Origin of the sequence: Sphingomonas sp. HMP9, from assembly GCF_013374115.1 — a bacterium.
Taxonomy (GTDB): domain Bacteria; phylum Pseudomonadota; class Alphaproteobacteria; order Sphingomonadales; family Sphingomonadaceae; genus Sphingomonas.
In genome coordinates, this window is sequence record NZ_AP022673.1 from 1 (window position 1) to 19,976 (window position 19,976).

General features: G+C 65.5%; 23 protein-coding genes and 1 tRNA gene. 9 read left to right on the forward strand and 15 right to left on the reverse strand.

From position 1 onward, the window contains the following. Positions 1 to 1,494 carry a chromosomal replication initiator protein DnaA gene (gene dnaA / locus HMP09_RS00005; protein ID WP_176498643.1) on the forward strand — a complete coding sequence of 498 codons (1,494 nt, stop codon included), beginning with the start codon at positions 1 to 3 and terminating at the stop codon, positions 1,492 to 1,494. Between the two features lie 146 nt (positions 1,495 to 1,640). On the opposite strand, the gene trpS is transcribed toward dnaA, so the two are convergent. Genes trpS through secB form a run of 3 tightly spaced genes read right to left on the reverse strand, consistent with a single transcriptional unit; the run spans position 1,641 to position 4,779 of the window. Further along, entirely contained in the window at positions 1,641 to 2,663 is a 1,023-nt protein-coding gene (gene trpS / locus HMP09_RS00010; protein WP_176498644.1) for a tryptophan--tRNA ligase, read from the reverse strand. Positions 2,664 to 2,672: 9 nt separating this feature from the next. Further along, entirely contained in the window at positions 2,673 to 4,238 is a 1,566-nt protein-coding gene (murJ, locus tag HMP09_RS00015; protein WP_176498645.1) for a murein biosynthesis integral membrane protein MurJ, read from the reverse strand. Positions 4,239 to 4,266: 28 nt separating this feature from the next. Continuing rightward, positions 4,267 to 4,779 (reverse strand): protein-export chaperone SecB, encoded by a 513-nt coding sequence (gene secB, locus HMP09_RS00020; RefSeq protein WP_176498646.1) that lies wholly within the window; start codon positions 4,777 to 4,779, stop codon positions 4,267 to 4,269. Between the two features lie 166 nt (positions 4,780 to 4,945). On the opposite strand from secB, the gene HMP09_RS00025 reads away from it, so the two are divergent. Genes HMP09_RS00025 through HMP09_RS00035 form a run of 3 tightly spaced genes read left to right on the forward strand, consistent with a single transcriptional unit; the run spans position 4,946 to position 7,588 of the window. After that, on the forward strand, positions 4,946 to 5,590 hold the full coding sequence (locus HMP09_RS00025; protein WP_176498647.1) for a Tim44/TimA family putative adaptor protein: 645 nt from the start codon (positions 4,946 to 4,948) through the stop codon (positions 5,588 to 5,590). An 11-nt stretch (positions 5,591 to 5,601) separates the two neighbouring features. Then, positions 5,602 to 6,975, forward strand: coding sequence for a murein transglycosylase A (gene mltA, locus HMP09_RS00030; protein WP_232090477.1), 1,374 nt, complete (start codon positions 5,602 to 5,604; stop codon positions 6,973 to 6,975). Further along, positions 6,950 to 7,588 (forward strand): Smr/MutS family protein, encoded by a 639-nt coding sequence (locus HMP09_RS00035; RefSeq protein ID WP_176498648.1) that lies wholly within the window; start codon positions 6,950 to 6,952, stop codon positions 7,586 to 7,588. The genes mltA and HMP09_RS00035 overlap by 26 nt, the downstream gene beginning before the upstream one ends. Before the next feature lie 59 nt (positions 7,589 to 7,647). On the opposite strand, the gene dapE is transcribed toward HMP09_RS00035, so the two are convergent. The 10 genes from dapE to HMP09_RS00085 form a co-directional block, all read right to left on the reverse strand. Then, on the reverse strand, positions 7,648 to 8,763 hold the full coding sequence (gene dapE / locus HMP09_RS00040) for a succinyl-diaminopimelate desuccinylase (protein WP_176498649.1): 1,116 nt from the start codon (positions 8,761 to 8,763) through the stop codon (positions 7,648 to 7,650). Beyond that, positions 8,760 to 9,431, reverse strand: a complete 672-nt coding sequence (locus HMP09_RS00045) for a glutathione S-transferase (protein ID WP_176498650.1) — start codon at positions 9,429 to 9,431, stop codon at positions 8,760 to 8,762. The genes dapE and HMP09_RS00045 overlap by 4 nt, the downstream gene beginning before the upstream one ends. 9 nt (positions 9,432 to 9,440) lie before the next feature. After that, positions 9,441 to 9,587 (reverse strand): hypothetical protein, encoded by a 147-nt coding sequence (locus tag HMP09_RS00050; RefSeq protein ID WP_176498651.1) that lies wholly within the window; start codon positions 9,585 to 9,587, stop codon positions 9,441 to 9,443. Between the two features lie 63 nt (positions 9,588 to 9,650). Next, on the reverse strand, positions 9,651 to 11,093 hold the full coding sequence (locus HMP09_RS00055; RefSeq protein WP_232090479.1) for a S41 family peptidase: 1,443 nt from the start codon (positions 11,091 to 11,093) through the stop codon (positions 9,651 to 9,653). Between the two features lie 181 nt (positions 11,094 to 11,274). Next, positions 11,275 to 11,871 (reverse strand): ribosome biogenesis GTP-binding protein YihA/YsxC, encoded by a 597-nt coding sequence (gene yihA / locus HMP09_RS00060; protein WP_232090906.1) that lies wholly within the window; start codon positions 11,869 to 11,871, stop codon positions 11,275 to 11,277. A 92-nt stretch (positions 11,872 to 11,963) separates the two neighbouring features. Continuing rightward, on the reverse strand, positions 11,964 to 13,673 hold the full coding sequence (yidC, locus tag HMP09_RS00065; RefSeq protein WP_176498653.1) for a membrane protein insertase YidC: 1,710 nt from the start codon (positions 13,671 to 13,673) through the stop codon (positions 11,964 to 11,966). Further along, entirely contained in the window at positions 13,670 to 13,918 is a 249-nt protein-coding gene (gene yidD, locus HMP09_RS00070) for a membrane protein insertion efficiency factor YidD (protein ID WP_176498654.1), read from the reverse strand. Before yidD ends, yidC begins: the two co-directional genes overlap by 4 nt. Before the next feature lie 202 nt (positions 13,919 to 14,120). Continuing rightward, entirely contained in the window at positions 14,121 to 14,495 is a 375-nt protein-coding gene (gene rnpA / locus HMP09_RS00075) for a ribonuclease P protein component (RefSeq protein ID WP_176498655.1), read from the reverse strand. 32 nt (positions 14,496 to 14,527) lie between these two features. Further along, positions 14,528 to 14,662, reverse strand: a complete 135-nt coding sequence (gene rpmH, locus HMP09_RS00080; RefSeq protein ID WP_031393806.1) for a 50S ribosomal protein L34 — start codon at positions 14,660 to 14,662, stop codon at positions 14,528 to 14,530. Positions 14,663 to 14,749: 87 nt separating this feature from the next. Further along, positions 14,750 to 15,052, reverse strand: coding sequence for a hypothetical protein (locus tag HMP09_RS00085; protein WP_232090480.1), 303 nt, complete (start codon positions 15,050 to 15,052; stop codon positions 14,750 to 14,752). 117 nt (positions 15,053 to 15,169) lie between these two features. Between HMP09_RS00085 and HMP09_RS00090 the strand changes: the two genes are divergently transcribed. From HMP09_RS00090 to HMP09_RS00100, 3 genes are all read left to right on the forward strand, one after another. Continuing rightward, entirely contained in the window at positions 15,170 to 16,678 is a 1,509-nt protein-coding gene (locus HMP09_RS00090) for a YifB family Mg chelatase-like AAA ATPase (RefSeq protein ID WP_176498657.1), read from the forward strand. 66 nt (positions 16,679 to 16,744) lie between these two features. After that, positions 16,745 to 16,829: transfer RNA gene (locus HMP09_RS00095), tRNA-Leu, on the forward strand. A gap of 87 nt (positions 16,830 to 16,916) precedes the next feature. Continuing rightward, positions 16,917 to 17,588: a cell wall hydrolase gene (locus HMP09_RS00100; RefSeq protein WP_176498658.1), complete on the forward strand. Its 672-nt coding sequence runs from the start codon at positions 16,917 to 16,919 to the stop codon at positions 17,586 to 17,588. A gap of 4 nt (positions 17,589 to 17,592) precedes the next feature. Here HMP09_RS00100 and HMP09_RS00105 read toward each other — a convergent pair whose 3' ends face one another. Next, positions 17,593 to 18,180, reverse strand: coding sequence for a DUF1989 domain-containing protein (locus HMP09_RS00105; RefSeq protein WP_176498659.1), 588 nt, complete (start codon positions 18,178 to 18,180; stop codon positions 17,593 to 17,595). After that, positions 18,173 to 18,859: a guanitoxin biosynthesis heme-dependent pre-guanitoxin N-hydroxylase GntA gene (gene gntA / locus HMP09_RS00110; protein ID WP_176501477.1), complete on the reverse strand. Its 687-nt coding sequence runs from the start codon at positions 18,857 to 18,859 to the stop codon at positions 18,173 to 18,175. Before gntA ends, HMP09_RS00105 begins: the two co-directional genes overlap by 8 nt. A gap of 130 nt (positions 18,860 to 18,989) precedes the next feature. Between gntA and HMP09_RS00115 the strand changes: the two genes are divergently transcribed. Together HMP09_RS00115 and HMP09_RS00120 are read left to right on the forward strand one after the other, a co-directional pair. Next, on the forward strand, positions 18,990 to 19,706 hold the full coding sequence (locus HMP09_RS00115) for a Crp/Fnr family transcriptional regulator (RefSeq protein ID WP_176498660.1): 717 nt from the start codon (positions 18,990 to 18,992) through the stop codon (positions 19,704 to 19,706). A gap of 40 nt (positions 19,707 to 19,746) precedes the next feature. Next, complete coding sequence (locus HMP09_RS00120) at positions 19,747 to 19,929, forward strand: hypothetical protein (RefSeq protein WP_176498661.1); 183 nt, start codon at positions 19,747 to 19,749, stop codon at positions 19,927 to 19,929. Positions 19,930 to 19,976 lie beyond the last annotated feature (47 nt).

Below are 19,976 nucleotides of genomic sequence, written 5' to 3' on the forward strand. Positions count from 1 at the left end.
ATGACGCATGCGGGCGAGGCCGAAAAGGCCTGGGCGCGCGTGCGTACGTCCTTGCGCGAATCGGCGGGCACGCGGTTGTTCGAGCAGTGGCTGAAGCCGATCGAGCTGATTCCCGGCGAGGATCGCGATACCATCCGACTCGCGTTGCCATCGGCGTTCATGACGAACTGGGTCCGCAATCACTATGCGGACAGGCTGGTGCTCGAATTCAAGCAGCACATGCCCAACGTCCGCACCGTCCAGATCGAGACGCGGGCGCCGGGCCGTGCGCCCGTCGTGCTTGCGATCGAGCCGGTGGCCGACGCGGTCGCGCCCAAGCCCGTTTCGGATCCGTTGCCGGTCGAGGCCAAGCCCGCTCTTAAGCCGGTCGCCGAGCCGGTTCAGGCGTCGATGAAGTTCGGGGTCGATCCGTCGCTGAAGCCGGCACCGGCGCCCGTTGTCGCTTCGGCCCCGGTCGGCGTGCCGGTCGAACGCCCGCCGCTCGATCCGCGCTACACCTTCGCGCGATTCGTGGTCGATCCGTCTAACAAGGTCGCGTTCAACGCGGCCAAGGTCCTGGCCGAGCCCGGCCCCGTCCGGTTCAGCCCGCTATTCCTCCACAGCGGCACGGGTCAGGGCAAGACCCACCTTATGCATGCGATCGGGCACGCGTTCCTCGAGCATAATCCGCACGCGATCGTGCTGTGCATGTCCGCCGAGCGCTTCATGTACGACTTCGTCGCGTCGATGCGCGCGCGCGACACGCATGCGTTCAAGCAGCGGCTGCGCGGTGCCGACCTGCTGCTGATCGACGATCTCCAGTTCATCGCCGGCAAGGACGCGACGCAGGAAGAATTCTTCCACACGGTCAACGAGATCATGGCCGCAGGCAAGCGGCTGGTGATCTCCGCCGATCGCTGCCCGCAGGCGCTCGAAGGCGTCGAGGCGCGGATCGTCAGCCGCATGTCGGTTGGGCTGGTCGCGGACATCAAGGCGCCCGATCTGGTGCTGCGCCGGACGATCCTCGACCGGAAACTGGTCGACCTGCCCGACATGCGCGTGCCGACCGACGTGCTCGACCTGCTCGCCAGCCGTATCCATGCAAACATCCGCGAGCTCGAGGGCGCGCTCAACCGAGTCGTCGCCTATGCGCAGCTGACCGGCGACACGATCGATCTCGACTTCGCGGTCGCCACGCTCGGCGAGGTTTTGCGCGGGGCGCAGAAGCGCGTGACGATCGACGAGATCCAGAAACTCGTGTCGGCACATTTCGAACTCAAGCCGCTCGACCTGATTTCGGCGCGGCGCGCGCGCGCGGTCGCGAGGCCACGCCAGATCGCGATGTATCTGGCCAAGCGCCTGACGACTCGCTCGCTGCCCGAGATCGGGCGCAAGTTCGGCGGGCGCGATCATTCGACCGTGATCCACGCGGTGCGCAAGATCGAGGAACTGCGCGATTCCGACCGTGACATCGATGCCGCGGTCCGCGTGCTGATGCGCGAGCTTGAAGGCTAAGGTCCTTCCCCACGTCATCCTGACGAAAGTCAGGATCCAGAGCCACAAACCTCGGCGCGCGTGACCCTGGATCCTGACTTTCGTCAGGATGACGACAGAGGCGACATGGCGACGGTGGGGACGTCAGGATGACGAGCGCGTGCCGCTCAGACCTGCAACCCCATCGCGTCCTGCGTCTGCTTCAACACCGGCGCCGCCAGCCCACGCGCTTTCTCGGCGCCGGCCTGCAACATCGCGGTTACCGCGGAGCGATCGTCGAGCAGGCGCACCATCTCGTCGCGGATCGGACCGAGCTTGGCCACCGCCAGATCGGCCAGTGCCGGCTTGAACGCACCGAACCCCTTGCCGCCGAACTCGCCGAGCACGCTCGCCACGTCCGTATCCGCCAGCGCCGCGTATATCGTTAGCAAGTTGCGTGCTTCCGCGCGGTCACCGAGTTCGTCGGCGGTGGCTGGCAACAGGTCGGGATCGGTCTTCGCCTTGCGGAACTTGTCGGCAATGATGTCGTCGCTGTCGATCAGCTTGACCACCGACTGCTCGGAGGGGTTCGACTTCGACATCTTAGCGCTCGCATCGCGCAACGACATGATCCGCGGCGCCGCCTTGCTGATCAGCGGGGCAGGCAGCGTGAACAGGTCCACCCCGTAGTCGCCGTTGAACTTGGTTGCGATATCGCGCGCCAACTCGAGATGCTGCTTCTGGTCCTCGCCGACCGGCACGTGAGTCGCGTTGTAGAGCAGCACGTCGGCGGCCATCAGCACCGGGTAATCGTACAGCCCGACGCTTGCGCCCTCACGGTTCTTGCCCGCCTTGTCCTTGAACTGCGTCATGCGGTTCAGCCAGCCGACGCGCGCGACGGTGTTGAGTAGCCACGCCATTTCGCTGTGCGCAGGTACGCGCGCCTGGTTGAACAGGATCGACTTGGCCGGATCGATGCCCGCCGCGATCATCGTGGCGGCAACCTCGATCGTGTGCGCGGACAGCTCGGCCGGCGCGATCCATTCGGTCGGCGCGTGCAGGTCGGCGATGAAGAATATCGATTCCCCACCCTGCGCCGCGACGTCGTCCTGCAGCGTCACCCACTGCTTCACCGCTCCCAGGTAATTGCCGAGATGGAGATTACCGGTGGGCTTGATGCCGGAGACAACCCGTTGCGAGGGGGGGCGCATGGAGAAACCTTACTTGGAACGACGCAGAAGCGTGGAGATGTCGCCCAGCCGGAACGCGCCGGTGAGCAATGTCGCGATCGCATAGACGACGCCGCCGGTCGCGACCAGCACGAGCATCGCCCCCCAGCGCTCGACGCTGGTGCCCGTCACGAACGGCTGGAACAGGTCGTTGAGGAAATACATCACGCCGCCCATGATGAGTGCCGCCACCAGCAGCCGCCACGTCCGCCGGACCAAGCGCGCATCGGGGGTGAAATGGCCGCGGCGGACAAGCGTGCGATAGAGCATCGCGACGTTCACCGTGCTCGCGATCGCAGTGGCGAGCGGCGGGCCCATATGGCCGAGCGGCTTGATGAAGGCGAGGTTGAGGACGAGGTTCACGACCATCGACATCGTCGCATAGCGCACCGGCGTCTTCGTATCGGAACGTGCGTAATAGCCCGGCGTCAGTACCTTCACGAGAATGTACGACGGCAGCCCGATCGAGAAGGCGGCCAAGGCTTGCGCGGTCAGCACGCTGTCCTCGAGCGCGAACTTGCCGTGCTGGAACAGCGCGCCGACGATCGGTACCCCGCACACGATCAGCGCGACGGTCGCGGGCAGGGTCAGGAACAGCGCTAGCTCCATGCCGCGGTTCTGCGTCGCCATCGCCTCGGCATCCTCGCCGCGACCGAGCTGCCGCGAGATGGTCGGCAGCAGGACGGTGCCGAGACCGATCCCGATCAGCCCGAGCGGGAGCTGGTTCAGCCGATCGGCGAAATAGATGTACGAGACCGACCCCGCTGGCAGCAACGCGGCGGCAAGCGCAGTCGAGACGACGAGGTTGATCTGCACCGCGCCCGCTCCGGCGGCGGCGGGCCAGATCAGCGCCATCAGCTTTTTGACGTCCGGATTGAGCTGCGGACGCTTGAGGCGAAGCTTAACTCCGGACGCGCGACACGCCCAGATCAGCCATCCGAGCTGCAAGGCACCCGATATCGTCACCGCGATCGCCTGGTTGCGCGCGGTCAGTAATGGTTGATGTTCGTGGAACAGCAGCAGCGCTGCGATCAGCGTCGCGTTGAGCAGGATCGGCGCGGCCGCGTTGATCCAGAACTTGTGCAGCGAATTGAGGATGCCGCCGAGCAGCGACACGAGGCTGATCAGCGGCAGATAGGGCAGCATGATCCGCGACAGATGGACGACATAGTCGAACCGCGCCGCACTCGCGCCGTTGAACCCGAAGGTCAGCAGCCATGTCATTGGCCACGCCGCGAGTTCGAACAGCACGGTCATGAGGATCAGCGTCGGCAGCAGCACCGACAGCGCATCCTCGGCAAACGCTATTCCGTCCGGCAGTCCGCGGCCATCCTTGGCGCCGACCTTACGATTGAACATCGGGATGAAGGCTGCGGAAAAGGCGCCCTCCGCGAAGAGCGCGCGAAACATGTTGGGGAGGCGGAACGCGATCAGGAACGCGTCAGATGCGAATCCCGCGCCGACGAACCGCGCGAACAGCGAGTCGCGTACCAGCCCCAGGACGCGGCTGGCGAGCGTCAGCCCGCCGACCGATCCCAGCGCCTTGGTCAGGTTCATCTAAGCGCGCTCCGCCCCCTCCGCTCGATCAGGCCTGACCGAAATCGCCGACGTTGGGCTGGATGCCCTGCTGCTCGGACTGCTGGAGATAGAGTTGCGAGAAGTCGATGGGCTCGAGCAGCAGCGGCGGGAAGCCACCGTCACGCACCGCATCCGACAGCACGCGGCGGGCGAACGGGAATAGCAGGCGCGGCGCCTCGCCCAGCAGGAATGGCTGGACATGTTCGGCCGGAATGTTGCGCAGCCCGAACAGGCCCGCGTACGAAAGATCGACGATAAACGCGACCTGACCCTCGGTCTCGGCACGCACGTCGATCTTCAGCACGACCTCGTGCACTTCGTCGCCGACCTGCGCCGCGCCGATGTTGAACTGCACGTCGATCGCCGGCGGGGTCTGGTTCTGGTAGACCGCCGGTGCGTTCGGGTTCTCGAACGACAGGTCCTTGACGTATTGCGAGATCAGCCCGGCCGCGGGGACCGTGTCTTCACCGTTGGCGAGAGCCTGGTCGGGCATGGCGAAGCCGTTGTCCTGATCATCCATTCGTCGTGTCCTTAAGATAAGCGGAAAATTGGGACCGAAGCGGACCGCTCGCGCGTTCTGTTTGGTCGAGGCGGTGCGAGTAGCAGTGCCGACGGGGCGTTTCAACGGGCGCGGGTTTGAATAGCTGCTGGTTTGCCCTATGTTGAAGCGAAGATCGGAGGCACGGTTGTTTTACGTAGTTCTTCTCGCGATGGTTGCAGGCTTCTTGGCGATGCGACTCTACAGCGTGCTCGGCAAGCGGACGGGGCATGAGCAGCCCTTGCCGCGTGCGGCCGAGGACCGGCCGGCGCATGCCGCCGTGCCGCGAACCGTCGAGGCGGTTCCCGACGCGCGCGAGGTCGCCAACCGCAATCTTGAGCCCAAGGCAGAGCCCGGTCTGCGGGCAATAGTCGCCGGCGAGCCCGGTTTCGACGTCGCGCGCTTTCTCGAAGGTGCCCAGTCCGCGTATCGCATGGTGCTCGAAGCCTTCTGGAAGGGCGACGAGGAAGCGCTGGCCGATCTGGCCGTCGACGATGTGCGGGCGGCGTTCGTCGAGGCGATCGAAGCGCGACGCGAGGCCGGCGAGGTGCTCGACAATCGTCTCGTTTCGATCGAGCGTGCGGTAATTGCGGATGCGAGCCTTACGGGTCGCGATGCGCGGATCACGGTGCGGTTCGACGCGGATATCGCGGCGGTGACCCGCGATGCGGACGGCAATGTTCTTGCCGGCTCGCTGACCGACGCGGTCGAGACGCATGACGTTTGGACATTCGCACGGACGTTGAAGAGCAGCGATCCGAACTGGAAGCTTGCGGACACCGACGAAGCCTGATGCGCCGGGGAATGGGGGAAAGGCTCGGCGGTCTCGGACTGCTGATGCTGATGGCGACGCTGTTGAGTGCATGCGTCGGTGGTGTCGAGCCGCCACGATCGGGGCCGCCGCCGGTGGATCGTGCAGGCGACCCGGCAGATAGCCGCGCAGGCAACCGACCGGACGAACCGGTCCGCGTGCACCCCTCGCGCGATACGGGTGCGTCCCCGAACATTCGTGGCATCCAAGCACCGGCGCGGATCATCGGCGCGGTGCCGATGCTGGCATCGCCCGTCGTGCCGGCGGTCGAGCCTGCGAATGCCGCGGCTGCGGGGGTCATTCCTGGACCATCGATCGCTAGCCTGCCGATCGACGATGCGCAGGCGCAGGCGGCATTCGCCGCTTTCGTCACGAGTTGTCCATCGCTGGTGCGTCGCACCGATACCTCTGGGCTGACGCGCGGTGCGGAATGGCAGCCGGCCTGCACCGCCGCTGGGTCGACCGATCGCCGAAGCGCACGGACTTTCTTTGCGCAGTGGTTCGAGACAGCGCAGGTCGGCGACGGCAAGGCATTCGCTACGGGCTATTACGAGCCCGAAATCGCCGGATCGCTGGAACGTCGTGATGGGTATGCACCGATCTATGGGCGTCCCAGCGACCTGATCGACGTCGATCTCGGGGCGTTCTCGACCAGTCTCAAGGGCAAGAAGGTCCGTGGTCGCGTCGATCGAAGCAATCTCGTGCCCTATTATGACCGCACTGCGATCGAACAGGGTGCGATTGCGGGCCGAGCGCCGATCCTTGCCTGGGCGCGCGATCCGGTCGAGCTGTTCTTTCTCCAGATCCAGGGATCGGGACGGTTGCGCCTGCCCGATGGCGAAATCCTGCGGATCGGTTACGCAACGCAGAACGGCCGCGACTATACCGGCATCGGCGCCCTGATGAAGTCTCGCGGGCTGCTGCAGCCCGGCCAGACGTCGATGCAGGGGATCGTCGCGTGGCTCCATGCGCATCCCGCCGAGGGACAGGCGATCATGCGCGAGAACAAGAGCTTCGTGTTCTTCCGCGAACTGGAGGGCGCACCGCTGGGTGCACTCGGCCTGCCGGTCACCGGACAGGTCAGCGCTGCTGCCGACGTCAAGTTCGTCCCGCTCGGCGCGCCCGTGTTCCTGTCTCTCGACCGCCAGGATGCGAGTGGCTTGTGGATCGCACAGGATACCGGCGGCGCGATCAAGGGCAGCAATCGCTTCGACACGTTCTGGGGTGCAGGCGCGGCGGCGGAGGCTACCGCTGGCGGTATGGCAGGGCGCGGCACCGCGTATCTGCTCCTTCCCGTCGGCACCGTAGCGCGCCTGAACACGCAAGCGAGTGGAGCGCGATATGGCGGGCCGTCCGCTCAACCCTGACGAGGCGCAGCTCTGGGCGCGCGTGATGGCGAGCGTGCGCCCGATGCGCGCCGTTGCTGTGCGCATTCCCGAGCGCGCGCCGCCGATGCCGCCGCCATCCCAGCCGGTCATCGGCCCCAACGGCAAGATCGTCCCCGCACCGCCGGCACCGATGGGGCGGGTCAAGCCGCTCATCCGTACCGTCGTGACGCCGTACGCGGCGCGGGCAGGGGGCGGGGCTGGGGCCAAGCCGGTGGTCGCGCGGCCGGTCGCCAAACCGATCACGGCCAATACGCTCGACGGCGGCTGGGACAAACGGCTCGTGCGCGGTGCGGTGATCCCGGACAGCTCGATCGACCTGCACGGCCACACATTGGCGTCCGCCCATGCGTTGCTCGACGTCGGGCTGGGGCGGGCGATCGCACGCGGCGACCGCGTCTTGCTGCTGGTAACGGGAAAGCCGCCCCGCCCCGAAAGCGAACGCCCGCATGCGCGGGGCGCCATCCGGTCCGCCGTGACGGACTGGCTGGCTGGATCGCGCCACGCGGACTCGATCGCGGCCGTCCGTGGCGCGCATCCACGGCATGGCGGGCAGGGTGCGCTGTACATCGTCCTGCGCCGCGGACGGGACTAGCCCAGGGTACATCTGATCCTTCCCCGGCGGGGGGGAGGATAAAAGCGGACCGTCCGGTCCTAGACCAGCGCGCGCCTGATCACGTCTTCATAGATATCCGTCAGCGCCAGCAAATCCGCCACCGCAACCGCCTCGTCGACCTTGTGCATCGTCGCATTGATCAGCCCGAACTCGACCACCGGGCACAGCTTCGACAGGAAGCGTGCGTCGGAGGTTCCGCCGGTCGTGGACAGTTCGGGGGTGATCCCCGTCGCGCCCGCGATAGCCTCCGACACCAGCGTCGAGAACGCGCCCGGCTCGGTCAGAAAGGCTTCGCCCGACACCTTGCCCGTCACCACCACGCCCGGTGCATGGCGTTCGGCGATCACGCTGATACGCGCGATCAGGTCCGCTCCCCGGTGGCGATCGTTGAACCGGATGCTGAGTCGCGCGGAGGCTTTGGCCGGGATGACGTTGTGCGCTTGGTTGCCGACGGCGATGTCGGTAATCTCGATGTTCGACGGTTGGAACCAGTCGGTGCCCTCGTCGAGCACGACGCTTTCGATCTCGGCCAAGATCGCGACCAGCCGGGGGACCGGGTTGTCGGCCAGATGCGGGTAGGCGACATGCCCCTGCCGCCCCGGCACGGCGATCCAGATGTTGACCGAACCGCGCCGCCCGATCTTGACCATGTCGCCGAGGCGTCCGGTCGACGTGGGCTCACCGACCAGGCACAGGTCGGGCACGATGCCCCGCGTCGCCATCCGCTCCATCAGCGCGACGGTGCCGTAGGTGGCAGGGCCTTCCTCGTCGCCGGTGATGATCAGCGACAGCGTCCCCGCATCGCTACGACTGGCAGCAGCAACGAACGCCGCGACCGCGCCCTTCATGTCGACCGCGCCGCGTCCGTATAGCAGCCCTTCGCGGACCGCGCCGGACCAGGGCGAGTCGCCCCATCCTTCGCCGGCGGGGACGACGTCGACATGGCCCGCGAACGCCAGATGCCGCGAGCCGTCGCGGCGCGTGGCCAGCAAATTCTCCACCGGGCCGTCAGGCGCTTCGCCGATGGTGAACCGGTCGACGTCAAAGCCCAGCGGGACGAGCGCCGTCTCCAGCACATCGAACACCGCACCGCGCGCGGGCGTGACGCTCTCCGCGCGGAGCAGCGCCTGGGTGAGCGCGACCGGGTCGATCATGCGGTCGTGGGTACCGGCTGCTCGAATTGCTCCAGGACCCATTCCTCTTCCTGTGCCGCCGCGATCCAGTCCTGCATGAACGGATGCTCGAACATCGCCTGCATATACCCGGCCGCAAACCGCGCGATCGGCAGCTGGTACGTGACGATGCGGGTGACGAGCGGCGCAAACATGATGTCCGCTGCGCCGAACTGGCCGAACAGGAAATCACCGCCACCGCCGAAGCGCGCCCTAGCCTGCGCCCAGATTTCCATGATCCGCTGCAACTCGACGAGTACGTCGTCGTCGGGAGTCTGCGCCGGGAAGACCTGGCGCACGTTCATGCTGTGCTTGCGACGCAGCGCGGCAAAGCTCGAATGCATCTCGGCCGCCATCGACCGCGCCATCGCCCGCGCGGCATTGTCCTCGGGCCAGAAGCGTTCGCGCCCCACTTTGTCAGCGAGGTAGTCGACGATGGCCAGGCTGTCCCAGACCACGGCGTCGCCGTCCCACAGGATCGGCACCTTGCCCGACGATGGCGCGAACTCGTCACCCGAGCGGCGGTTTTCCCAATCGGCATCGTACATCGGTACGACCACCTCTTCGAAGGGGAGCCCCGATTGTTTGCAGGCAAGCCAGCCGCGAAGCGACCAGGACGAATAGGCCTTGTTGCCGATGATCAATTTCATGCGGGTGGACTAGCGGGGCAGGCGGGCGGCGGCAACGCCGGTAATGCGTCTCGACATGAGGCAATGCAGCGTCGCGATCGCCGCCAGGACGACGATCGTACCGAGCATGAGGTCGATCAGGGAATGCGTGCCCCTGACCAGTGGCGACACCAGCAAGCGTCGTCTTGCCGCCGCACGACGTTCGCGACAGTCACGATCCCACCATGTCGTACGCGCGGCTCAGAACGAGCCCGGGACCATCCGTTGCGCCATCGTCGGCGCTGCCGGAACCAGCAGGTCCTGGCGCGTGCTGCCGGTGGTCCGTGCCGACTGTGCACTGACGTCGCTGGTGATCGGCGTGCAACTGCGCCCGGCGAGGAAGTCGAGTGCGCGACGGGTGGTGGCTTCGCGCGCGTCGCCCATCGGGAAGCTGATGTCGTCGGTCGCGCGACAGGTCGCCTCGACCGTCGATGCCAGGCCATCGAAGTAATTGCCGTTGCGCGCGGCGTTCTGCGTCGCGAACGCGATCACGCGAAGGCGATCGTCGCAGGTCGGATTGTCGAGTGCGATCTGACCAACGGGCTTGCCGTAGGTGTTGGTTCCGATCAGCGCGGAATTGCCATGCAGATACGGGGTGAAGGCGTTGATCACGAGTTCGCTCGCCGAGGCGGTGCCGGCGGTGCCGATGAAAGCGATCCGCGTCGGGGCGATCGATTCGGGTTGCGGGGCAAAGAAGCGAGTCTCGTTGTTCGACGCCTTCTCGGTGCGGAAGGTCGTGTAGTCGAAGACTTCGGACGTGGAGCGCGCGCCGCCGAGCAGGTCGCCGAGATACTCCGCCGTCGCGACGAGGCCACCGCCATTGTAGCGTAGATCGATGATGACCTTGGTCACGCCCTGCAAACGGAAATTCGCGAAAGCCAGCTTGAGTGCTGGTTCTGCCGTGAAGATGAACGTGCGCAAATTGATGTAGCCGACGCGCTGGCCGCCATCGTCGATGATCTTAGCGCCGTAGCGTGTGGAGACGGGCAGCAGGCTGAAATCGGCCTTGGCGACGGTCACCGTGCGCGTTCCGGCGGCGTCGGAGACACGGAACACGCGCGCGGTGCCGGCCGTGTCGGGACCGAATGCCGTGGTCAGCCCGGCGGTCCCCTCGGCCTTGATGATCTCGCTCACGGTCCGGAGGTTGCTCGACGTCGTACCGATCGCGAGAATTTCCGCGCCACGATCGATCCCCGCGGCGAGCGCGGGCGCCCCCTCGAACGACTCCGCCGCGAACAGCCGCTGGCCGGTCTGGTCGAGTGCGAAACGGATGCCGAAGCCCGCACTCGATCCCGAGGTATAATAGGCGGTCTCTTCCTTGATCGACGTCAGATAGGTGAAGTAGCGATCCTTGCGCTGCGCCCGTGCGGTCGCGGTCAGCGCGTCGATGTAATCGTCGACCGTCGTGTACGCGGCGGGACTCAAGGTCGCGGGAAGCGTATCGGGGAACAGATACCATTCGCGAAGCTGCGCGGCGGCCCAGTCCTGGCGCTCGCGCAACGAGCACCCCGCAATTGCGGTCGGTGTAGGAGTCGGCGTCGGCGTCGCAGCGATGCCGCCGCTCGATTTCGTGTTGCCGTCGCTACCCCCGCAGCCTGACAGCATCGCAGCCATCGCCAGCATAGCCCCAAACCGTCCACGCATTACGTAATCTCCCCCGTCGGGCAGAGGCTACGGAATTCGCCGCACGATGCCAGCGGGAAATTGAAAGTTGATTCGATGTCGGCGAATCTGGAGCCGCCGGGTGGCAATCATACCTGCGAACGTCACCGATCCGTCATCCTGATCGTGGTCGGGATGACGGATTGGAAAGCAGACCAGGCCGTCAGCTGACCGCTTCGACCACGGCCGCACGGAGTTCGGGGATACCCATGCCGTATTCGCTCGAGGTGACGAGGATGTCGGGATGCGCTGCGGGACGCTTGCGCGCCTCGGCTGCGGTACGTTCGGTCACTTCGACCAGCTCGGACGCCTTGATTTTGTCGGCCTTGGTCAACACCATCCGGTAGCTGACTGCGGCCTTGTCGAGCATCTCGAGGATCTCGCGATCGACGTCCTTGATTCCGTGGCGCGAGTCGATCAGCACGAGCGCGCGCTTCAGAACGTCGCGTCCGCGCAGGAAATCGTTGATCAGGAAGCGCCATTTCTTGACGACGTCCTTGGGCGCCTTGGCAAAGCCATAGCCTGGCATGTCGACCAGGCGGAACGCGAGCGGGGCGCCGACGTCGAAGAAGTTCAGCTCCTGCGTGCGGCCCGGCGTGTTCGACGTGCGCGCCATGGAATTGCGCCCGGTCAGCGCGTTCAGGAGCGACGACTTGCCGACGTTCGAGCGGCCCGCAAACGCCACTTCCGGCACCGCTGCATCGGGCAGGAATTCCAACGTCGGCGCCGACTTCAGGAAGCCGACATGGCCGGCGAACAGCTTTCGCGCCTGCTCGAGGTGCTCGGCGGTGAACGGTGCGTCGGTCTGCTCAAGGTCGGGGCCGAGATCCGGGCCAAGGTTCGGAACGTCGTTCACTTGGTCACCGGCACTTTCAGGCCCGGATGGCGGGCGTAGAGCAGCTTCTGCTGGATGATCGTCAGGACGTTCGACGTGATCCAGTACACCTGAAGGCCGACCGCGAACGGCGCCATCACGAACATCAGCACCCATGGCAGCAGCTTGAAGACCTGCTTCTGCGTGTCGTCCATCGGCGTCGGGTTCAGCTTGAACTGGAAGTACATGCTGATCCCCAGGATGATCGGCACGACACCGATCGCGATCATGTGCGGCGGCGTGAACGGCAGCAGGCCGAACAGGTTGAGCGGCGTCAGCGGATCGGGCGCGGACAGATCCTTGATCCACGCGACGAACGGCTGGTGACGCATCTCGATCGTCAGCATCAGCACCTTGTACAGCGCGTACATGATCGGAATCTGCAACAGCGTCGGCGCGCAACCGGCGAGCGGATTGACCTTCTCGGCCTTGTACAGCGCCATCACTTCCTGCTGCATGCGGACCTTGTCGTCCTTATACTTCTCCTGCAGCAGCTTCATCTTCGGCTGGACGGCGCGCATCGCGGCCATCGACTTGAACTGGCGCTGCGCGATCGGGAACAACAGGCCGCGGATCGTCACCGTCAGCAGGATGATCGCGACGCCGAAATTGCCGATCATCCGGAACAGCCAGTCGAGATAATAGAAGATCGGCTTCTCGACGATCCGGAACCAGCCCCAGTCGATCGCGTAATCGAGCTTGGCGACGCCGCCGGCCTGGTCGGTGTAGCGATCAAGCAGGCGCACTTCCTTGGCGCCGGCGAAGAAGCGCGAGACCTGCGTGATCGACTGGCCGGGTGCGACCTGCTTGGGCTGCAGCGCGTAGTCGGCCTGATAGGCCTTGTTGGCGCCGGCGCGGAACTGGCCGTCGAAGGCCTGGCGCTGATCGGGGATGATCGCGGTCAGCCAGTATTTGTCGGTGAAGCCGAGCCAGCCGCCGGTGGTGGTGAACTTCTGCGCGGCCTCGTCGATGTCCTTGTAGTTCGGACGGTAGTGCGCGCCGCCATTGTCGACCGACATCGGCCCGACATGGATCGTCATCGACGACGGATCCTTCGAGATGCCGACGCGGTTGACCAAGCCGTAGGTCGCGACGGGAACAGGCGCGGCGCCGGCGTTGAGGACGGTCTGCCGTACCGTGAACATATAGTCCTGGTCGACTGCGATCTGGATGCGGAAGCGCTGGCCGGTGGCGTTGGTCGCGTCGAGCGTGACCGGCGTGGTCGGCGTCAGCGTGGTCGCGCCCGAGGGCGTCCAGACGGCGTCGGCAGCGGGTGGGGCCAGGCCCTCCGCCCGCCAGCCGAAGCTTGCGAAATACGCGTCGGGTGCACCGGCGGGCGACAACAGGCGGATCGGCGGCGAGTTCTTCGCGACGGTCTCGTCATAGCCCTTGAGCACGAGATCGTCGATCCGCGCGCCCTTCAGGTTGATCGAACCGGACACGCGGGGCGTCTCGATGCGAACACGCGAGGTGCTGGCGATCACCGCGTTGCGATCGCCGATCGCAGCGGCGCCGTCCGCGGCCGGATCGGCGGCGGGGTTGGCGACGGCCTTGGTCTTGCCGCCTTCGATTCGCGTGACCGGTGGATTCGCGGTCGGAAAGAACTTGCCCTGGATCAGCGGCCATCCGAACAGGATCAGCGCCGCGATCACCGCGAACAGCACGAAATTCTGCTTGTCGTCTTTCACAGGGCGGCGTCTTTCAATTTCTCAGGCTTCAGCTCTGGGACTGGGTCGGGTCCATACCCGCCCCACGGATGGCAGCGTGCGATACGCTTCGCCGCCAACCAGCCCCCCTTGAGCGCGCCATAGCGCCCAACGGCCTCGATTGCATAGGCGGAACACGAAGGATCGTAGCGACAGGTGGATGGCAGGACGAGCGAAGGACCCAGTTGCCAGCCGCGCGCGATCAGGATGAGGAGGCGGGCTAGCATGGGTTTGCAGAGCTTCGCGCGCCGCCAGATTGTTTCCCCGCGGAGGCGGGGACCCAGACTGGGCTCCCGCTTCCGCGGGAAAACAAGGAGTGAGGGGAGGTGGTGAGTTGGAACTCGCCGCCGCTTAATCTCTCTCTCGGCACCACCCCGGCGAAGGCCGGGGCCCAATTGGGGGCGCTGAGTAACGAACGGCGGCGCGTCGTCACGGCCGCTTTCCCACTTGGGCCCCGGCCTTCGCCGGGGTAGCATCGAGAGCAGACTGCGGCGTTACCTTGCGGAACGCCTTGCTAAGCTCGGTCCGCAACAGCGCGTAATCGCGCTCGACCCCGCCATTGCGTCCGATCAAAACATGATCGGCACCCGCAACCCCGCGTTCCGCCAACAGCTCACGCGCCAACGCCCGCAACCGCCGTTTCATGCGGTTCCGGACGACGGCGTTGCCGATCTTCTTGGTGACGGTGAAGCCGATTCGCATCGTGTCGTCACCGTCATCGCGGGGGCGCATGAGCAGGACGAATCCCGGCATCGGTGCGCGCTTCCCCGCATTCGCCGCGAGAAAATCGCGGCGTTTGGACATTATAGTTATGCCGGCGTCGCCGGCGGGTATCGTTAGGCCGACAGCTTCTTGCGACCGCGTGCGCGGCGTGCATGGATCACTGCCCGGCCGCCGACCGTCGCCATCCGTGCGCGGAAGCCATGACGGCGTGCGCGTACCAGGTTGCTCGGCTGAAAGGTCCGCTTCATTGGTCATTCCCTAGGTCATCAAATAGAAAACGGCCGCCACGGGGACGGCCTTGATGGCTGGGCGCTTACGGAAACGGGGCGGGTAAGTCAATTCACACCCGGTGTGTCAGCGGCGCTTTTCGACGCCTTCGCGCGCTCATGACGTCGCATCGCGCTCTGCCGCCGCATCATCCGGTCCACGAGATGTCCGGTCCGCGGCCAGCGCCGCTTCAACCGCGCCCACTTCAGTCGCGCCCAGCGCGAGTTGCGCAACACCAGGACCATGCCGCCCGCGAACAAGAATATTCCCGCCGGCCCCGGCAGCGGCGCGAGCAGCGGTGCGCTCAGGATCAGCAGCACCCCGAGCAGCAACTGACCGAGGCGAAGGATAGGGGAGCGGACTGCTTTCACGGAAGGCATGTGGGTCCGGTGTATTAGGTTGGCAAGACGGCAGTGCGCTGCATACCATTGCAGACACGGCAAATCGGGTATGAATAAGGCGTGACGTCGTGTCGCGGGGGAGCGGGCATGGCGGCGATCGTAGCGACGGTGGCGTATCTGGGCTTGGAAGCGCGGGCGGTCGAAGTGCAAGTCCAACTGATTCCAGGACTTCCTGCGTTCAACGTCGTCGGCCTGGCGGACAAGGCGGTCGGCGAAAGTCGCGAACGTGTGCGCGGCGCGATCGCGGGAATGGGGCTGTCGCTGCCGCCCAAACGCATCGCGGTGAACCTGTCGCCCGCCGATCTGCCGAAAGAAGGATCGCATTTCGATCTTCCTATCGCGCTGGCGTTGCTGGCGGCGATGGGGGTGGTCGATGCCGAGGCGCTGGCGGATTACGTGATCGTCGGCGAACTCGGCCTCGACGCGCGGATCACCGCGTCGCCGGGCGTGTTGCTCGCGGCGCTGCATGCATCGGAAGTAGGGAAGGGGCTCGTCTGCCCCGCCGCGCAAGGGTCGGAAGCGGCGTGGGCCGGCGAGATCGAGGTGATCGCCGCGCCCGACCTGCTGTCGTTGCTCAACCACTTCAAGGGCCACGGCCTGCTCAGCCCACCCAAGCCGGGCATCGCCGAGACCGCCGATCACGGTCCGGATCTGCGTCAGGTGAAAGGGCAGGAAACCGCCAAGCGCGCGCTGGAGATCGCCGCTGCCGGATCGCATAATCTGCTGATGGTGGGACCACCCGGCTCCGGCAAGTCGCTGATGGCGTCCTGCCTCCCGGGCATCCTGCCGCCGCTCGACCCGGCCGAAGCCCTCGAAGTATCGATGGTCCAGTCGGTCGCCGGCACGCTGACGGGCGGCCGCTTGACTCGAACACGGCCCTTCCGTGCCCCGCACCACTCGGCCTCCATGGCGGCGCTTACCGGTGGCGGCCTGAAGGTGAAGCCGGGCGAAGTCAGCCTGGCGCATCTCGGCGTCCTGTTCCTTGACGAACTCCCGGAGTTCCAGCGCGCCGTCCTCGATTCGCTACGCCAGCCGCTGGAAACCGGCACGGTCAGTGTCGCGCGGGCCAACGCGCACGTTACCTTTCCTGCGCGCGTCCAGTTGATCGCCGCGATGAACCCATGTCGCTGCGGTCACTTGGGTGACGCGAGTTTGGCCTGTGCGAGAGCGCCAAAGTGCGCGGCGGACTATCAGGCGAAAGTCTCCGGCCCGTTGCTCGATCGGATCGATCTTCACATCGATGTCCAGGCGGTCAGCGCCGCCGACCTTATCCTCCCACCGCCGACCGAAGGATCGGCAGAGGTGTCCGCCCGTGTCGCCGTCGCGCGCGCCATTCAGACCGACCGCTACCGCGACCACCCGGTTCGCACGAATGCGGAGGCCGATGGCGCGCTGCTCGATGCCGTTGCCACCCCCGACGAAGCCGGTCGCAAGTTGCTTGCGCAAGCCGCCGAAGCGATGCGGCTGACTGCGCGCGGCTACACGCGCATCCTCCGCGTCGCCCGCACCATCGCCGATCTCGCCGGCAGCGACACCGTCGGTCGCATCCACATCGCCGAAGCGCTCAGCTACCGCCGCCAGCCGCCGAGAAACTGAGTCGGGACGTTTTCCGATCAACACAGCTTGCGGCGGACGAAAGCTTCGTCTAGCCAACCCGCCGCTGCCCCTGTGGCGAAATTGGTAGACGCGACCGACTCAAAATCGGTTGCCGCAAGGCATGCTGGTTCGATTCCGGCCAGGGGCACCATTTCTTTTTGACGATCACGCTTCGACACTATGGGGTCAGCGCACACGGATCGTTTCCTTGCGAAAATTTCATCGGTAAGGACGCGGGATGGCAAAGCGACCGGTCCGTTCTGTCTCATCGCGGCGGCGTGATCGATCGGGGCTGAGGCCATCGTCCGAGCATTGGCTGCTTCTCCTGGGCGCCGTGGTCGCGTGCGCGGCGATCTTCGGGTCGCTCATGGACCTGCCTTGGCCGACCGCAACCACCACGAAACACCGCAAGCCCCGGCTCACGATGGCGCAGGCTCGCGCGTCCAATGCTTTGGTCCCGATCGTCACGAAGAGACGCAAGCGGGCGGAGCCGTTCCGCTTTCACGGCGGGCCCGCCGCGCGCCTCCAGGCGACCGAGTGCCTCGCGACGGCCGCGCTCTACGAGGCGGGCAGCGACCGCGACGCGCAACGGGCCGTCATCCAGGTCGTGCTAAACCGGGTCGGCGCGCGCGGCTTCCCCAAGAGCGTGTGCGGGGTCGTGTATCAGGGCGCGGATCGCAAGACGGGATGCCAGTTCTCGTTCACCTGTGATGGATCACAAACCCGCCGGCCCGAGCATGACGGATGGGACCAGGCGAGGGGTGCCGCGCGCCGCGCCATAAGCGGCTACGTCTACGCACCGGTCGGTCGCGCGACTCATTACCATACCGACTGGCTCGTACCGTATTGGCGCGGTTCGCTGGTCAAGGTGGCGACCGTGGAGTCGCACATCTTCTACCAGCGGCGCTGATCGCTCAGTCGATCCGGTATTGGATAGGCTTGAACGAGCCCCCGTTCGACTGCAGCGCCGAGCATGCGGTCATGCCGATCACCAGATCCATCGCCGCGCGAAAGACGATCGTGTCACCCGCCTTGCTCAGCGGCGGCTCGACCGTGAACGTACCGGTCTCGCCATTGATCGGAACGTTCATGAAGCAGTTGAACGCGACCGGGATCTGGTCCGGCTCGATGTCCCAGGGCGCCAGCGCTTCTGCGAGATTGCCAAAGCAACCGCGATGCGGATCGGTATCGCCATATATAATCGCAAACGTCTCCTTCGAGCACGGCGTCAGCAAGAAATCATGCCGGCCCACATCGTCCGCAACGATCTCCAGCATCACGTTGCTGCGGTTCGAATAGAGGAGGTCGCCAGTGGTCAGGTACAACCGGCTCGCATAATCGAGCGTCCGACCGGACGAGATCGCCTCGCGCACGTCCGCGCGGTTGTAAGCGAGCAAATCCGAAACCTGCCGACCCTCGGGATCAATCACCGTCAGCGTCTGGCCCTTGTCGAGCGTGAATCCCGCACCCGAACGCGGAGGGATCGTCTTGATGTCAGCCACGCGCTTCGCCTCGCTTGAAAGGGCATTTCCAGGACTCGTCGACGACGCGTCCGCTATACTGGCGTGCTTCGCTCGATTCGCCGTGGCGCGCCAGCATCGGGTTCATAGAGCCAGCATATTCCAGATCGCGTGCGAGGATCGACGAGCGAAGCTTGTCGTAGCGCTGCTGGTCCCGCAGCACCTCGAACTGGTCGTGCAGGTTGAACACCATCGCGGGCGATTCGAACTTGCGTGCCGGGCGGCTGGCATTGGGATGCAGGCCGACGACGAAGAATGCCTCGCCGGCAAAGCTCAGCGAGAAATGGGGATCGTCGGGATCGCTGCTCACCGATGGGTCGGGCCGATAGCCAAGCCACTCGTCCTTGTCGCTAAGCGACTGAGCACGCGCCCAAAGATGCGCCTCGAACTCTTCTTCCGATAGCAAGGCCGGCGCTTCGAACAGGATAATGAGCGTCCGGAAGATCGCACGATCCTGGCGATACTTCCGCACGGTCTCGCCCAGTGCCGGCGAGATTCGCATGTCATCCCACGCGGATCGCACGTCGCGAGCGACGAGGATATCCATCTGCCCCTTGGCAAGCGCGGATTTTGCGCCGACGCAGGGGAATTGCGGCGCCTGTACCGTCTCGATGAACTTGCGCGCGAGAGGATGGTCGTTTTGGAAGATTGGCTGATACATGGTCGGGGTGGAACCCGCCAACCGTGCCAATGTTTCGCACGTAGCATAACCTTTGATATTGATCAGTACGAATCCCGATCTGTTCTTCTAACCCTCGGGACGGTACGAGGCGGGTGATGAAGGGGTGTCGATGATCTCGGAAAAGTTTCTCTTGGGGCGTGGCCGCCATGAGCTCAGCAGCGAAGAAAAGCAGGTGCTGGAGGACGGCATCGAATCCGTGCGACAAGTCGCCGCGCGCAAGCAGATCGTCCGCGCGGGCGACCTGATCGAGACGAGCACGCTGCTGCTCGAAGGGTTCGTGTGCCGCTACATGGACGATCGCGAAGGCCAGCGTCAGCTGGTCGCGGTGCACGTGCCCGGCGATTTCGTCGACCTGCACGCCTTCCCCATGAAGCGGCTCGATCACGACATCGCGACGCTCGGCCCGGTGAAGATCGCCTGCTTCGAACATCGCACGCTACAGTCGATTACCGAGCGTTACCCGCACCTGACGCAGAAACTGTGGTTCAGCACGCTGCTCGACGCGGCGATGCACCGGGAGTGGATATTCCGGCTGGGGCGCCTCGGGGCCGAAGGTCGCATCGCGCATCTGTTCTGCGAATTGAATGCGCGGCTCGAAATGGTCGGGATGGCTGCCGATGGACGCTACATGCTGCCAATGACGCAGCCCGATCTGGCAGAGGCGAGCGGGCTGACGGGGGTCCACGTCAACCGTGTGCTGCGGGCGCTCCGCGAGAAAAACCTTCTGACGTTCAAGGCCGGCGAGGTAAATATCCTGGATCGTAAGGCGCTTGCATCCGTTGCTGAGTTCGAACCACAATATCTTTACGGTTCGCGAGGCGAGTGACCGCTGCGGGTCGCCGACCGGACCGGGCTGGAGCGCGATCATGTTGAAGCCGGAAACGATACCGGGCGTAGCAGCAGCGGAATATGGCGTCGTGACGCTCGACGGGCCCGACGGGCTGGCCATCGGGATGACACCCGAGGCGGCGGCGGAAACGGGTCGCCGACTGATCGCGGCCGCGGCGCTGGCGGCCACGCAGTCGCCCGAGGAACGGCCCCTGGATTGAATAAAAACCGCATTCAACAGGGGCGGGCCGGGGCCAACTGACCCATA